Annotated in this window: 11 protein-coding genes; 3 read left to right on the top strand and 8 right to left on the bottom strand. The window is 67.8% G+C overall.

What is annotated here, in order from left to right:
- Positions 1-64: 64 nt before the first annotated feature.
- The 6 genes from AUL36_RS03255 to AUL36_RS03230 form a co-directional block, all read right to left on the bottom strand.
- Entirely contained in the window at positions 65-2320 is a 2256-nt protein-coding gene (locus AUL36_RS03255; protein WP_062217974.1) for a methyl-accepting chemotaxis protein, read from the bottom strand.
- A 122-nt stretch (positions 2321-2442) separates the two neighbouring features.
- Positions 2443-3318, bottom strand: a complete 876-nt coding sequence (locus AUL36_RS03250) for an aldose 1-epimerase family protein (protein ID WP_062217973.1) — start codon at positions 3316-3318, stop codon at positions 2443-2445.
- A gap of 66 nt (positions 3319-3384) precedes the next feature.
- Positions 3385-4716, bottom strand: coding sequence for an oxygen-independent coproporphyrinogen III oxidase (hemN, locus tag AUL36_RS03245; RefSeq protein WP_062217970.1), 1332 nt, complete (start codon positions 4714-4716; stop codon positions 3385-3387).
- Between the two features lies 1 nt (position 4717).
- Positions 4718-4870 (bottom strand): cytochrome bd-I oxidase subunit CydX, encoded by a 153-nt coding sequence (gene cydX, locus AUL36_RS03240; RefSeq protein WP_058601497.1) that lies wholly within the window; start codon positions 4868-4870, stop codon positions 4718-4720.
- Positions 4871-4882: 12 nt separating this feature from the next.
- On the bottom strand, positions 4883-6031 hold the full coding sequence (gene cydB, locus AUL36_RS03235) for a cytochrome d ubiquinol oxidase subunit II (RefSeq protein ID WP_062217967.1): 1149 nt from the start codon (positions 6029-6031) through the stop codon (positions 4883-4885).
- An 11-nt stretch (positions 6032-6042) separates the two neighbouring features.
- Positions 6043-7629 carry a cytochrome ubiquinol oxidase subunit I gene (locus AUL36_RS03230; protein WP_062217965.1) on the bottom strand — a complete coding sequence of 529 codons (1587 nt, stop codon included), beginning with the start codon at positions 7627-7629 and terminating at the stop codon, positions 6043-6045.
- 147 nt (positions 7630-7776) lie between these two features.
- Between AUL36_RS03230 and cydD the strand changes: the two genes are divergently transcribed.
- Both cydD and cydC read left to right on the top strand, forming a co-directional pair.
- The gene (cydD, locus tag AUL36_RS03225) at positions 7777-9552 is read left to right on the top strand and encodes a thiol reductant ABC exporter subunit CydD (protein ID WP_062217962.1); all 1776 of its coding nucleotides are present in this window, start codon (positions 7777-7779) and stop codon (positions 9550-9552) included.
- Entirely contained in the window at positions 9549-11207 is a 1659-nt protein-coding gene (gene cydC / locus AUL36_RS03220; RefSeq protein WP_062217958.1) for a thiol reductant ABC exporter subunit CydC, read from the top strand. The genes cydD and cydC overlap by 4 nt, the downstream gene beginning before the upstream one ends.
- Positions 11208-11222: 15 nt before the next feature.
- On the opposite strand, the gene xseA is transcribed toward cydC, so the two are convergent.
- A complete protein-coding gene (gene xseA / locus AUL36_RS03215) occupies positions 11223-12818 on the bottom strand; it encodes an exodeoxyribonuclease VII large subunit (RefSeq protein WP_062217955.1) in 1596 nt (531 codons plus the stop codon).
- 4 nt (positions 12819-12822) lie between these two features.
- Positions 12823-13776 carry a LysR family transcriptional regulator gene (locus AUL36_RS03210; RefSeq protein WP_062217952.1) on the bottom strand — a complete coding sequence of 318 codons (954 nt, stop codon included), beginning with the start codon at positions 13774-13776 and terminating at the stop codon, positions 12823-12825.
- Between the two features lie 257 nt (positions 13777-14033).
- On the opposite strand from AUL36_RS03210, the gene AUL36_RS03205 reads away from it, so the two are divergent.
- Positions 14034-14297 carry a DUF1127 domain-containing protein gene (locus tag AUL36_RS03205; protein ID WP_058601555.1) on the top strand — a complete coding sequence of 88 codons (264 nt, stop codon included), beginning with the start codon at positions 14034-14036 and terminating at the stop codon, positions 14295-14297.
- Positions 14298-14378 lie beyond the last annotated feature (81 nt).

Raw genomic sequence — 14378 nt, 5'->3', positions numbered from 1 at the left:
CAAAAGAAAAAAGGCCCATGCGGAGACATGGGCCTTTCCTTGGTCATAGGGGCTGCGCGAAGCCTTATCGGCTCATGCGCTCGAACCCGTCTCCGCCGTCGAGATCCAGCGAGAAGCCGCCGCTGCTCGCCGGCCGTTCGGCCACAAAGCCCGCCGCTTGGGCTTGAAGCGAATGGACGGGGTTGGCGGCCGGGCCGCTTTCGAACAGATCGTCGTCCACATACGCCAGTTTCACCGGTGCCTTGGCGTGGCGCGCGGGCTTGGGCGCTGCGGCGGAGGCCGATGCGGCGGGCGCAGCCGTCGCCTTGGTTACTGCCTTGACCGGGGCTGCCGGCTTGCGCGCGGTCTTGCGCGCTTCGGTCTCGCGGTTGGTGGCTTCGATCTCCAGCGCTTCGGCCTGGATCAGCGCGTCGCGCTCGGCATCCGTCATGCGGAAGAAGCCCGCGCGCTCTTCGAGGCGGCCTGCTTCGGACGCCAGTTGCTCGGCCGTCGCCGTCATCTCGTTGGCCGCGCCGGCATTGGCCTGTGTCACCTGATCCAATTGCTGAATCGCGTGATTGATCTGTTCCACCCCAACCGACTGCTCGCGGCAGGCCGCCGAAATCTCCGAGACCAGTTCCGCCGTCTTGCGGATATCAGGCACCAGTTTTTCCAGACGCGAGCCTGCGTCTTCCGCAACGATCAGCGTGCGCGAGGAAAGATCGCCGATCTCGGTGGCCGCTGCTTGGCTGCGCTCGGCGAGCTTGCGCACTTCGGAGGCGACGACGGCGAAGCCCTTGCCGTGCTGCCCGGCGCGGGCGGCTTCGATGGCGGCGTTCAGCGCGAGGAGGTCCGTCTGACGCGCGATCTCCTGCACCACCGCGATCTTCTCGGCGATCTCGCGCATGGCCTTGGTGGACTGCGTCACCGCTTCGCCCGTCGTGCCAGCATGGGTCGCCGCCTGCGCTGCGATCTTCTCGGTGGTCGAAGCGTTGTCGGCATTCTGACGGATGTTGGCGGTCATCTCTTCGATTGCGGCCGAGGCCTGCTCGGAGGCGGCGGCCTGCTCGGTCGAGCCGGACGACAGCTTCTCGGCGGTGGACGCCGAGCGGGCCGAGCCGGCCGCGACCAGCGAGGACGAGGCGCGCACGCCCGAGACGATCTCGGAGAGCTTGACCGTCATATCGCTCATGGCGCGCTGGAGGTCGGCCAGTTCGTCGCGGCCCTTCACCTCGATACGCTGCGTCAGGTCGCCCGAGCCGATGCGGCGCGCCAGATCCACGGCGCGCTGCATCGGGCGCACGATGGTGAAATGACTGACCAGCGCCACCGCCAGAAGGATCACGACGAAGATGGCGGAAAAGCCGATGGCCAGAAGCGTCAACTGCTCTCGCATGGGGCCGGCAATCGTTGCTTCGGGCACATCCACCACCGCGATCCAGGTCGTGTGCAGACCCGGAAGCTCGAAGGGGTAGAAGATACGGCGAACGACGTGGCCGTCGAGGTCGGTGATGCCCGCGACGCTGTGCGGCTTCTTGTCCGCTATCGCGGCGTCGAGTTCGGTGCGGCCCAGCGTGTTGCGATAGGGCGTCGTCAGTCGGGCGGGGGCGGGATGCGACAGCCAGGTCCCATCGGCGCCCAGCAGCTTCACGTTGCCGGTTCCGAACGGCTTGATATCTTTCAGGAAGTCGTTGATCTGACTGATCTGGATATCGAGCCCCACGACGCCGATGAACTGGCCGGCCGAGAAGACGGGGTGTACGACACTGGCGAGCAGGTTCTTGTTGCCGGTGTCAGTTTCGATATAGGCCGGTGTCACACCGGATGTGCCGCTATCGGCTGCGAGCGTCCACCAGGGTGCCTGATAATCTTCATCGAAGATCTGGAATGTCGGCATTGGCGTAGCGCCGCGATGCCACCACGGGGCGAAGATGCCGTTCTTGTTGGCCCCCTGCGCCATATTGCTCTTCATCCGGTCCTGCTCGCCGTCGAACGCCTTGGGCGCTTCCAGAAACCAGGCGCCATAGGCGAGAGGGTTGGGCTCGAAGCTCAGGCGCAGCGCTTCGATGACATCCTTGCGCGTGATGTCCAGCCGGGCATGGCGCTCGCCGATGCCGCCGGCGGTGAGGCGCGCCGCCGTGTCGAGCCCGGCGATTCCGCTTTCGACGATCTTGGCCGCGCGTCCCGCCTCGCTGGTCATCAGCCGCTCGGCCGTCTCGTCCGACTGTGTCTGGGTCTCATAGGCCAGGAGCCCGGCCACCGGCAGTAGCGCCAGAAGGAGGCCGGCGCCGATCCCGCCGATGATCTTGGTTTTCAAACTTACGCGCGCGCGACGGAACATCAGATTCGGTCTCGTTTGTTGCACCGCGAAGGAGAAGCCACGCACGGACTTAATGCTCGGTTCGAAACCACCCCGCGTCGCCTTCGGCGCGGGGCTTCCTCTCATTGTGGTTATCCCCGTCTTTAGTCGGCGACGGAAACTGTCCAGACATAGGAGCGCGCTTCGCCGGGGCTCAGATGCTCGTTGCCGGGCTTGTCCGCGAACTCGCCATCCCAGCCCAGCGGCGGCGTGGTGCCGGCCCAAGGCTCGATGCACAGGAAAGGCGCGCCCTGCGGCTTCGACCAGACGCCGAGATCGCGGAAGCCATGCCAGGAGACGCGCAGAGACGGCGCGTCTGTGCCCGGCGCCTCGAAGCGCACCGCGCTCTCGCCGATGTCCCCGAACACCAGCGCGTCCCCCGCAAACAGCTCGGGGGAGAGTTCGAGCATCTCGCCCACCACCGGAACCGACCGCTCGCCCTTCAGGAAGCCGCCCTCCAGCGCGCTGGCGCTCACAGGCGCCGCGCCTTCGAAGCGAAGCCCGTGAGCCTCCTTCGCCACGCCCTCCGCCAGCGGCCAGCGAAAGGCGGGATGGGCGCCGACGGCATAGGGCAGGGACACCGTGCCGGGATTGCGCACGGTGGTGGTGACGGTCAGCGTGTCCTCGCTCACCTCGTAGGCGAGTTCCAACTCGAAGGCGAAAGGGAAGCGCGCGCGGCTCTCTTCGCTGTCGCGCAGCACGAGGCGCGCGCGCGTCTCGCCCTTTTCCAGCCATTCGAACCGGCTGTCACGCGCGAAGCCGTGCTGCGTCAGCGGGTAGGACTGGCCATCGACGATCAGCCGGTCGCCCGGCAGGCGGCCGACGATGGGAAAGAGAACCGGCGCATGGCGCGGCCATTCCGGGCCGGCCTGCCAGAGAAATTCCCGGCCTTCGCGGTCACGAAGCGAGGTCAGTTCCGCGCCATCCTCCTTGATGCGGGCGGACAGGCCGATGGTGCCGATGCGATGCGGTTCCGACATGGAAAGCTCCGGGTGGGGACAGATCGCTCCCTTCTACCGGAACGGCGTTTCGTTTTCCCCTCCCGTTCAAACCGCGCTGCTGAAGCCCCGCTCGCCTTCGCTGCGAAAGCGATCGAACACGGCCGAGACCAGCCGCACGAAGGGTCGCCCCTTCTCGGTCAGGGCGATGACGTCATGGCGCATGTCCACGAGCCCCTGCAAAGCGAGCGGGCGCAGGAGCGCCAGCTCGTCGGCATAGTGCCGCGCCTGCCGGCCGAGATCGACGCGGAAGTCGCACATGAGGCGCTCGATGATGCGGGCGCGCTCGCGGTCGTCCCCCTCGAAGGCATGGCCGCGCCGGGTCGGCAGTTCTCCCGCCAGGACTCTCGCCTTATAGGCTTCTATGCCGCTTTCGTTCTGCGCGAAGCCCCCGGCCAGACGCGAAATGGAGGACGCGCCGAAGCCGATCAGCACCTCCTGCGCATCGTCCGTATAGCCCTGGAAGTTGCGGTGGAGACGATGGGCGCGGGCCGCCGCCGCCAGCGGATCGCAGAACAGGGCGAAATGATCGATGCCGATGCTCTGGTAGTCATGGGCGATGAAGCTCGCCGCCACCGCCTCCTGCTGGCGCACCCGCTCCGGCGCGCCCGGCAGAAGCGCGGCGTCGATCAGTCGCTGGTTGGCGCGGCGCGCGGGCAGATGCGCGTAGCCATAGCAGGCGACGCGATCGGGGCCGAGCAGGATGACCTCCCGGCACGTGCGCTTCAGGCTGTCCACGCTCTGTCGCGGCAGGCCATAGACGAGGTCGAAATTCAGCTTCGCGATGCCGGCACGGCGCAGCATGGCGACTGCCGCGCGCACGGTCTCGGCCGGCTGCACCCGGCCGATCGCCTGTTGAACCTCGGGGTCGAGATCCTGCACGCCGAGGCTCGCACGGTTGACGCCCAGCACGGCAAGCCCGTCCACCACGGCCTGGTCCACCCGTCGCGGATCGAGTTCCATCGCATGTTCGAACCCGGTCTCGAAATCGAAATGGCGCTCCAGCACGCGCAGGACCGAGGCCACGCCGGCAATGCCGAGGATCGAGGGCGTGCCGCCGCCCCAAGCGATGCGTGCGATGCGAAGCCGGGCGGGCAGATGGCGGGCGACCAGCGCGATCTCCGCTTCCAGGCCCAAGCGATAGCTTGTCACGACGTCGTCCCGCAGCGCCGCCTTGGCGTGGCAGCCGCAATAATGGCAGATCTCCCGGCAATAAGGCACGTGGAGATAGATCGAGACGGGCTGGCCCGCATCGCTCGCAGCGAGCCAGGCGGCCGTTTCCGCCGGGCCGATGGCCGACGAGAAGTCCGCCGCCGTGGGATAGGAGGTGTAGCGTGGCACGGTGAGGCTCGCGAGCTGTTCGGTGAGATCGTCGCTCATATCAGGCCCCATCCAGAGCCGTTCCGGGCCGCCCTTCGGGCTCGATCGCGAGGGCCGACAACCGGCGATCCTCCTTCATCTCGAACCACATGGCGTTGAGAATGGCGAAGGCACAGGCGAGGCCGAGGCCCAGAACCCAGGAAAAATACCACATGGCGTCGGCTCCTCAGTAGGCGTTGGGGTTGCGGCCGATGGACGTGGCCGTCACCGGCCCGCGCATCACGCGATAGACCCAGGTCGTGTAGGCCAGAACGATCGGCAGGAAGACGAGCGTCGCGATCAGCATGACGAAGAGCGTCAGATGGCTGGACGAGGCGTCCCACACGGTCAGGCTGACGTTCGGGTCGAGATTGGAGGGCAGGAGGAAAGGGAAGAGCGAGAGGCCGGCGGTGGAGACGATGCCGAAGACGGCCGCCGCCGAAGCGAGGATCGCCACCACGCCGCCGCGCGCGCCGAGGCTCAGAAGCGCGAGGACCGAGCCGAGGAAGCCAAGGGCCGGGGCGATCAGCATCCAGGGGTGGCTTGAGTAATTGCCGATCCAGGCGCCTGTTTTGATCACCACGCTCTTGGCCAGCGGGTTGGACGCTGCCGCGCCGATCTGCCGGCTGGTGACGACATAACCATCGAGTCCGAAGGCGACCCAGAGCCCACCGAGCGCGAAGAGCGCAAGCGTGGCGATGGCCGCCATGCGGCCATAGGACCGCGCCCGGTCCGCCACCGCGCCGGGGCAGCGCGTGGCGATGACGCTCGCGCCAAGCGTGATCACCATGGACACCGACACGAGACCGCAGAGAAGCGCGAAGGGGCGAAGCAAGCCGAAGACATTGCCGGTATAATGCGGGCGCAGCGTCGCATCGAGGCCGAAGGGCACGCCGAGCAGGACATTGCCCACGGCCACCCCCATGATCAGCGCCGGCACGAAGCCGCCGACGAACAGCGCCCAGTCCCAGGTCTCGCGCCAGCGTGCGTCCTTCACCTTGCCCCGGAACTTGAAGCCCACGGGCCGCAGGATCAGCGCCAGCAGGATCACGATCATCGCGAGGTAGAAGCCGGAGAAGCTCGCCGCATAGAGCGCCGGCCAAGCGGCGAAGATCGCCCCGCCCCCTAAGATCAGCCAGACCTGATTGCCTTCCCAGGTCGGGCCGATGAGGTTGATGAGAATGCGCCGCTCCTCGTCAGATCGTGCCACGAAGGGCAGGAGCGCGCCGACGCCGAGATCGACGCCGTCCATGATCGCAAAGCCGATGAGAAGCGTGCCGAGGAGCACCCACCAGACCAGCCGGAGCGTTTCGTAGTCGAGGGGAAGTTGGGTCATGGGTTCAGCTTTCAGCGATGGTCGGGGGATGCGGCGGCGCCCTTGGGCACGAAGCGCGAGCCGCCCGCGTCGTCGATCCAGTCGGCTGCCGCCTTCGGCCCGGCCTTGACCGTCTTCAGCATGAGGAAGACCATCACGACGGCGAGCGTGGTGTAGAGCGTCAGGAAGAAGGCGAGGCTGATGGACAGATCCGTCAGCGTCAGGCCGGAGGCCGCGTAAAAGGTCGGCAGCACGCCTTCCACCACCCAGGGCTGGCGGCCATATTCGGCGATGAACCAGCCCGCCTCGATGGCGATCCAGGGCGTCGGCAGGGAGAGAAGCGCGATCCAGAGAAGGGCGCGATTGGTGCCGATCCGGTGCTTCGAGGCGCGCCAGAAGGCGGTGGCGAAGAAGGCGATCAGATAGAAGCCGATCACCACCATGAGGCGGAAGCTCCAGAAGAGCGGGGCCACGCCCGGCACCGTGTCGAAGGCGGCCTGCGTGATCTCTTCAGGCGTCGCGTTCACCACATCCTCGCGGTAGCGCTTGAGAAGCAGCGCGTAGCCGAGATCCTTCCATGTGGCGGCGAAGGTCTCTCGCGCCTTGGCGTCGGACGGGTCGGCGCGCACGGCTTCCATCGCCGCATAGGCGATCTGGCCGTTGCGGATGCGCTGGCCGGCCGTCTGCACGAGCTCGAGAATGCCGGGAATTTCGCCGGAGATGGAGCGCGTGGCGATGAGGCCGAGCGCATAGGGCACCTGCACCTCGAAGGAGTTTTCCTTGTCGCCCGGAATGGCGAAGAGGTTGAAACCGGCCGGCGCGGGCTCGGTATGCCACATGGCCTCCATGGCCGCGAGCTTCATCTTCTGATGCTCGGTCGCGGTGTAGCCGCTCTCGTCGCCCAGCACGACGACCGACAGGGCGGAGGCGAGGCCGAAGCTCGCCGCCACCGCGATCGAGCGCTTGGCGAGGTCGACATGCCGGCCGCGCAGCAGAAACCATGCGCTGATGCTGATCACGAACATCGCGCCCGTGACATAGCCGGCCGACACGGTGTGGACGAACTTTGCCTGCGCCACCGGGTTGAACACCACGGCCATGAAGTCCGTGATCTCCATGCGCATGGTTTCGGGGTTGAAGGTCGAGCCGACCGGGTTCTGCATCCAGCCATTGGCGATCAGAATCCAGAGCGCGGAGAAATTGGCCCCGAGCGCCGTCAGCCAGGTCACCGCGAGATGCCCGACGCGGCTCAACCGGTCCCAGCCGAAGAAGAAGAGGCCGATGAAGGTCGCTTCCAGAAAGAAGGCCATCAGGCCCTCGATCGCCAGCGGCGCACCGAACACGTCGCCGACATAATGGCTGTAATAGCTCCAGTTCATGCCGAACTGGAATTCCATGACGATGCCCGTGGCGACGCCCATGGCGAAGTTGATGCCGAACAGCGTGCCCCAGAACAGCGTCATGCGCCGCCAGACCTCGCGGCCGGTCATCACATAGACGCTCTCCATGACGGCCATCAGAACCGACAGGCCCAGCGTCAGGGGTACGAAAAGGAAATGGTACATCGCCGTCGCCGCGAACTGGAGTCGCGACAGGTCGACGACCGTCATGTCGATCATGGGTCTGCCCGCCTTTGGAAAGTGCCGGAACTGTCCGGTTCGCAATGAGGCCTAGACCCGCCGCGCCGGGCGCGCCTTGATTTGAATCAATGCCGCCGCGCCGCGCGTCGCCTAGTCCTTTCCACGAACAGGCGAGAGGACAGGGCGATGGGCGCGGATCGGGTGGGCGGGGGGCGCGGGCGCGATGGCGAGCGGCGTTGGCTGGGGGGCCTTCGCACCAGCGGCGGTTGGCCGTTGGCGCTCGCCGTCACGCTGCCGCTTGTCTCCGGCGTGCTCGTCGTCGCTCAGGCTTGGGTTCTGGCTCATCTCCTGGGTGAAGCCGCGTCCGGCACGCTTGCACCCGAAGCGGAGACGAAGGGCGCGCTGGCGCTGGCCGGCTTGTTTCTGGCGCGGGCGGGGCTTGCCTATGGCATGGAGCGCGCGGGATCGGCCGGGGCCGAGCGCATCAAGGCACGGCTGCGTCTCGCCCTGTTCGATGATTGGATGGCGCGCCGGCCGGATTGGGGCGCAGGTCACGCCTCGGGCGCGCTGGCCTCGGCGCTTCTCGAACAGGTGGAGGCGCTGGACGGGTTCTTCGCGCGCTTCCTCCCGGCCATGGTGGCCGCCACCGTTCTGCCGATCGGCTTCGCCGCCTGTGTCTTCCCGGTGGATTGGGTCGTTGGCCTCCTGCTTCTCGTCACCGCGCCGCTGATCCCGCTTTTCATGGCGCTGGTCGGTTGGGGCGCGCAGGCGGCGGGAGAGGCACAGGCCTCCGCCCTGTCACGCCTGTCCGGCTTCTTCGGGGATCGGCTGCGCGGCCTCTCGACCCTCGTCCTGTTCGGTCAGGCCGAGGGGGCGGAAGAGGCCATGGCGCGGGCCGGCGAGGAATGGCGGCTGCGCACCCTGAAAGTCCTGCGCATCGCCTTTCTGTCGTCGGCGGTTCTCGAATTCTTCGCCGCGCTCGGCGTCGCCGGCGTGGCGCTCTATGTCGGCCTGTCGTTTCTGGGCTTCGTGCCGGTCGGCTCCGCGCCGCTGACGCTGGAAGCCGGCCTCTTCTGCCTGCTCATGGCACCCGAGATCTATGCGCCGCTGCGCCAGCTCGCCGCCCATTATCACGACCGGGCCAGCGCCAAGGCGGCGGTCGGTGAGATCGCCGCGCAGTTCGGCACGCTGCCGGCTCTCGTTTCTCCCAAGCCGGCGCAGGAGCCGGACCTCGCCACACCTTTAAGCGAGCCTGCCGGCGTCGAGGTCTGCGCGCTGACGCTGCGCACGCCCGATGGGGCGCGGCCCGTTCTGGACGCGGCCGATCTTCTGCTGTCGGCCGGCAGCCATGTCGCCATTCTGGGGGCAAGCGGCTCGGGCAAGTCCACGCTTCTGGAAGCCCTGGCGGGCCTTCGCGCGGCGCAAGGCACGATCCGGCTGGCCGGCCGGCCGCTGGATGAGATCACCGAGCCGGCCCTGCGCCAGGCCGTCGCCCTGCTGCCACAGCGCCCGCATCTCTTCGCCGGCACGATCGCACAGAATATCCGCCTTGCCGATCCGCTGGCGGGCGACGCGGCACTGATCGAAGCGGCCGAGCGCGCCCGCGTGCTCGATTTCGCCTTGGATTTGCCCGACGGACTGGAAACGCGCATCGGCGAAGGCGGCTTCGGTCTGTCGGGCGGCGAGCGGCACCGCGTGGCGCTGGCCCGCCTTTATCTGCGCCAGCCCTCGATCCTGCTTCTGGACGAGCCGACGGCGCATCTGGATCGCCAGACCGAGTGCGAGGTGCTGGATGATATCCTGCGCTTTGCCGGCGAGAGCGGGCGCACGCTCGTCATTGCCACCCATTCGCTCGCGGTCGCCCAGCGCATGGACCTCGTGCTGCGTATCGAGAACCGCCGGCTGATCCCGCTTTCCGGCCGGCCTCGCCCCATCCTCGCCAGCCGGGAGTATGCCGCATGAGCGCGCTTCGCCGCTTCGCCCCCGTCTTCGCGCAGAGCAAGGGCCGCTTTGTCCTGACGCTCGCGCTCTCACTTCTGACGCTGCTCTCCGGCGCGGCGCTTCTGGCGCTCTCGGGCTGGTTCCTCACCAGCGCCTTCCTCGCAACGGCCGCCGTGAGCTTCAATCTCTTTGGCCCGTCCTCGGCGGTGCGCGGCCTGTCGCTTCTGCGCATCCTCTCGCGCTATGGCGAGAAGCTCATCGGCCATGACGCGACCCTGCGCACGCTCGGCCATATCCGCGCCGAGACGTTTCGCACCGCCATTCCGCGCTTCGGCACGTTGCGCAAGGAACTGACGCGGGGCGATCTCGTGCAGCGCCTCACCGCCGATATCGAGGCGCTGGATGTGATCTTCCTCTTGGCGATCGGGCCGATGGTGACGGGCCTCCTCGCGGGCGGCGCGCTCGCGTTGGCGCTGGTGTTTCTCTTGCCGGGTGCGGCGCTGGCCTATGCCCTGACCTTCGGTCTCGCCACCATTGCCGTGCCCCTGGCTCTGGCCCGTGCCTCTCGCGAACCGGGCTCGCAAGGAATCGAGGCGCTGGCGTCGTTGCGCGGCACCGTGATCGACGCGATTGACGGTCAGGCGGACCTTCGCCTCTTCGGGGCCGTCGGAGACGCCCGCCAGCGCCTGGAAAGCGGCGCGCGGCACCTGTCCGCCTCGCGGCGTTGGCTCGCCGCGCAGAGCGCATTGGCGGCTGGCGCGATCCATCTCCTGTCCGGCGCGGCGCTGATCGGCGTGCTCATGCCGGGCCTCGCCGCGCTGCGGGGTGGGCAGATCGGCGGGCCTGTTCTGGTCGGCCTGGTGCTCGCCGTTCTCGGCAGTTTCGAGGCGGTGGCCGGGACCGTGCGCAGCGTCGCCCGGCTGGGCGCGTCCCGCGCGGCCGCCGAGCGGCTGGATGCGCTTGCGCGTTTGCCGCAGACGCTGGCCACGCCGGCCCGGCCTGCCATGATGCCGGCTGGCGCGTCTTTGAGCCTGCAAGGCGTGTTTTTCGCACCGCGCGGCGCGCGGCCCATTCTGGATGGCGCGAGTCTGGCGTTGAAAGCGGGCGAGCGGATCGCGCTCACTGGCCCCAGCGGCTGCGGCAAGTCCACGCTTCTGGCGCTCGCCATGGGGCTGCTGCGTCCCGACCGGGGCCGCGTGGAGATCGCCGGGCAGGATATGGCCCGCATACCCTTCGAAACCCTGCGCCAGCGTGTGACGCTGCTCGAACAGGACGCGCCGGTCTTTCTGGGCACGATCGCGGAGAATCTGAGGATCGGCCGCAGCGACGCGACAGACGACGAACTCTGGGACGCGCTGCGCCGCGCGCGGCTCCGCAGCTTCGTCGCCACCCTGCCGCAGGGGCTGGAGACGCCACTCGGCGAGGGCGGGCGCACGCTCTCAGCGGGGCAGGCACGCCGGCTGGTTCTCGCCCGCGCGCTACTCTCACCCGCGCCGATCCTGCTTCTGGACGAGCCGACCAGCGGGCTCGACCCCGAAACCGAACAGGCGTTTCTCCTGGATTTGGCCGAGGCGACGGAGGGCCGCAGCGTGATCCTCGCCACCCATGCCAACCTGCCTGATGGCGTGATGGACCGCATCCTGCACCTCCACCACGGCCATCTCACCGTGAGGTGAGATGGAAGGGCCGCGTCAGAACAAATCGCCCTGCACCACGTCCATCTGCTCGCGCTTGGCGCGTTTTGCGCCCTTGGCCGGCTTGGCGGTCGGCACGGCATCGGCGTCCGGCGCTGCTGCGATGGCGGCGCGGCGGTGGCCGCGCGCGAATTCGATCTCGAAGCTCGAGCCCGGCACGAGGTCTTCTGCGCGCGTGATCGGCACGTCGTTCTCGCCGCGAATAATGGCGTAGCCCCGCTCCAACACCTGCCGCGGGTCGAGGCTGGAGGCGACGCGCCATGCCCCTGCCAGCGAGGCGCGGCGGCGCTCCTGCACGGCCGAGAAAGCCCGGTCCATCCGGTCCGACGCGGTGGCCAACCGGTGGCGCGCTTCGCCGCTGCGCTGCGTCACGATATGGGGCCGCAAGGACGAGCCGAGCCGATCGAGATCGTGGCGAAGCTCGCGCAGCGCCGAATCCAGCCGGTGGATCAGGATGGAATCGAGATGCCGCAGATCGGCCCGCTTGTCTCGGATCGAGGATTCCAGCCGTGCCGGGGACAGGAGAAGGCCGGACTCCGAAAGCCGCCGCCGCCGTTCGCCGATCAGAAGCCGCTGGTTGCGCTCCAGCGCCGCGTCCGCCTCGTCCAGGCGACGGCGGGGCAGGGCGAGCAGCGCGTCGGCGGAGGGGAGCGCGCGGGCAAGATTGGCAACGGCCCGCCGTTCGGCCTGGAGCGTGCGCGAGATCGCCGCGCCGCTGCGCGCCTCGATGGCGGCCAGCATGGCGACGAGATCGGCCCGCACGGGAACGGCCATTTCGGCCGCGCCCGTGGGCGTCGGCGCGCGCCGGTCGGCGGCGTGGTCGATCAGGGTCCAGTCGGTTTCGTGCCCGACCGCCGAGATCAGCGGAATGTCGGAGGCCGCCGCCGCGCGCACCACGGCCTCGTCGTTGAAGCCCCAGAGGTCTTCGAGACTGCCGCCGCCGCGCGCCACGATGATCACGTCGGGGCGGGGAATCTTGCCGCCGGGCGGAATGGCGTTGAAGCCTTCGATCGCGGCCGAGACCTCCGAGCCGCAGGTCTCGCCCTGTACGCGCACCGGCCAGACCAGAACATGCAGCGGAAAGCGGTCGGCGATGCGGTGCCGGATATCGCGGATCACCGCGCCGGTCGGCGAGGTGACGACGCCGATCACGCGGGGCAGGAAGGGCAGGGGACGCTTGCGCTCGGCGGCGAAGAGCCCTTCGGCTTCGAGCTTCAGACGCCGTTCGTTGAGAAGCGCCATGAGCGCGCCCGCGCCCGCCGGCTCCATCGCCTCAATGACGATCTGATATTTGGAGGAGCCGGGAAAGGTCGTGAGCTTGCCGGTCGCGATGACCTCCAGCCCCTCTTCCGGCTTGAAGGCGAGCTTGCCGAAGCTGCCGCGCCAGACCACGGCCTCCAGCCGCGCCTTGTCGTCCTTCAGCGCGAAATAGGCGTGGCCCGAGGAGTGCGGCCCGCGATAGCCCGAGATCTCGCCGCGCACGCGCACATGGCCGAACGCATCTTCCACCGTGCGCTTGAGCGCGCCGGAGAGTTCCGAAACCGAATATTCCGCGACATTGCTGGCAGTAGCCTGCTCCATCAGATCGCTCATGCCTTTACCAGCCGGCCACGCCGACGCTCGGGCGCAGCCGCTGCGTGCGGATCATGCGCGTTTCGGGCAGGCGGCTTTGCGACTGCGGCGGCAGGGCGGGCGTCAAATTGTGCAGGCTCTCTCGGATATGATCGACCAGGGCGGAGATGACGGGCGAATCCGTGTTGCGCCCGCGCATGACGGCGATCTGCGCGTCGGGCAGGCGGGGAAAACCGTCCGTCTCGTTCAAAACGCGCATTCCCGGCCGCAGCGCGCATTCGGGCAAGACGCTGACGGCCAGACCCGCCAAGACGGCCGAGGTGACGATCTGCGCCGACCAGGAGGTGAAAAGGATGCGATGCGTTCGCCCGATCCGGTTCAGCGCGTCGATGCCTTGCTGGCGCCAGTTGCAGTCGGCACGCCCGATGGCGAGCGGCAGGATCGGCTCCTCGTGAATGTTATGCGCGGCCGAGGTCACGAAATGCAGCGGCTCGGTGCGCACGATCTCCGACCAGGCGTGGGTCTTGGAGGGGCACACGAGCGCCACGTCGAGATGGCCCTTGTCCACATGTTCGATCAGGCTGGAGGTGGTCTCACAGGCGATCTGCAATTCGACGCGCGGATTGGAGCGCACGAATCGCGCCATGATCTCGGGCAGGAAACGCTCGGCGTAATCGTCGGGCAGGCCGATGCGCACATGGCCCTCGATCGTCTGCTCGTCGAAGGCGGCGAGCGTTTCCTGGCTGAGCGTCAGCATTCGGCGGGCATAGGTCAGGAGCCGCCCGCCCGCTTCCGTCAGCTTCACGGCGCGGCCCGAGCGCTCGAACAGCTCGGTTCCCAGCCGCTCTTCCAGGCGGCGCACCTGCATGGAAACGGCGGACTGCGTCTTGAACACTTCCTCCGCCGCGCGGGTGAAACTGCCCGTGTCCACGATCGCGGCGAAGGTGCGAAGCTGGTCGAGATCGAGGGGAGTCGCCATGGTCGCCACCCATAATGATCGGTGATGCTGGGCATAAGAAACATTCGTTGGTCTGATCCGTCAAGCCGGACTATCTCCATTCTCGACAGCCAGAGACGAGACCGCGAAACCGGGTGGCTTGAGCCCTCGACACAGCGGAGAGTGTGAACCGGCCCAGCCGGGACATGCTGCCTTTCAACGCGCGGACAGACCGTCCTGCGCGAAGGATGGCGCTTTGCCTGCCGCGCCAGGATTGGCTTTCGAAAGGAGAAACGGCCATGACGCTCGCATCGAAGACACCCGCTCCCTCCGTGGAAACCCTCGCCCAGTCGATCCGCATCGGCTTCGTGGCGCTTCGAGCGATCGTCCGCACCATGCGCAATCGCCGGGCAGCCTATCGAATGTCGGAACTGCCGGATTACCTCCTGAACGATATCGGCCTGAAACGCGATGACGTTCACGAGGCGCTTCATGCCGACTGGCGCGAAGACCCGACCTACCGGCTGGCCGTGCGGGCCAGCGAGCGCCGCCGCTCGCTCTGATCCCGCGCCATTGTCCGCTTGAATGCAAAAGACCCGCCGCGAGCGTCTCGCGGCGGGTCTTTTTGTATCTGAATTCGGACG

It is taken from the genome of Aureimonas sp. D3, from assembly GCF_001463805.1.
Classification (GTDB): domain Bacteria; phylum Pseudomonadota; class Alphaproteobacteria; order Rhizobiales; family Rhizobiaceae; genus Aureimonas; species Aureimonas ureilytica_A.
Note: the sequence above shows the minus strand (reverse complement) of the source record. Positions and strands in the feature narration are given on the sequence as shown.

Excerpts from the sequence above, each read along its gene's own strand:
- AUL36_RS03255 (WP_062217974.1), bottom strand. The coding sequence starts at position 2,320 with ATGTTCCGTCGCGCGCGCGTAAGTTTGAAAACCAAGATCATCGGCGGG.
- AUL36_RS03250 (WP_062217973.1), bottom strand. The coding sequence starts at position 3,318 with ATGTCGGAACCGCATCGCATCGGCACCATCGGCCTGTCCGCCCGCATC.
- hemN (WP_062217970.1), bottom strand. The coding sequence starts at position 4,716 with ATGAGCGACGATCTCACCGAACAGCTCGCGAGCCTCACCGTGCCACGC.
- cydX (WP_058601497.1), bottom strand. The coding sequence starts at position 4,870 with ATGTGGTATTTTTCCTGGGTTCTGGGCCTCGGCCTCGCCTGTGCCTTC.
- cydB (WP_062217967.1), bottom strand. The coding sequence starts at position 6,031 with ATGACCCAACTTCCCCTCGACTACGAAACGCTCCGGCTGGTCTGGTGG.
- AUL36_RS03230 (WP_062217965.1), bottom strand. The coding sequence starts at position 7,629 with ATGATCGACATGACGGTCGTCGACCTGTCGCGACTCCAGTTCGCGGCG.
- cydD (WP_062217962.1), top strand. The coding sequence starts at position 7,777 with ATGGGCGCGGATCGGGTGGGCGGGGGGCGCGGGCGCGATGGCGAGCGG.
- cydC (WP_062217958.1), top strand. The coding sequence starts at position 9,549 with ATGAGCGCGCTTCGCCGCTTCGCCCCCGTCTTCGCGCAGAGCAAGGGC.
- xseA (WP_062217955.1), bottom strand. The coding sequence starts at position 12,818 with ATGAGCGATCTGATGGAGCAGGCTACTGCCAGCAATGTCGCGGAATAT.
- AUL36_RS03210 (WP_062217952.1), bottom strand. The coding sequence starts at position 13,776 with ATGGCGACTCCCCTCGATCTCGACCAGCTTCGCACCTTCGCCGCGATC.
- AUL36_RS03205 (WP_058601555.1), top strand. The coding sequence starts at position 14,034 with ATGACGCTCGCATCGAAGACACCCGCTCCCTCCGTGGAAACCCTCGCC.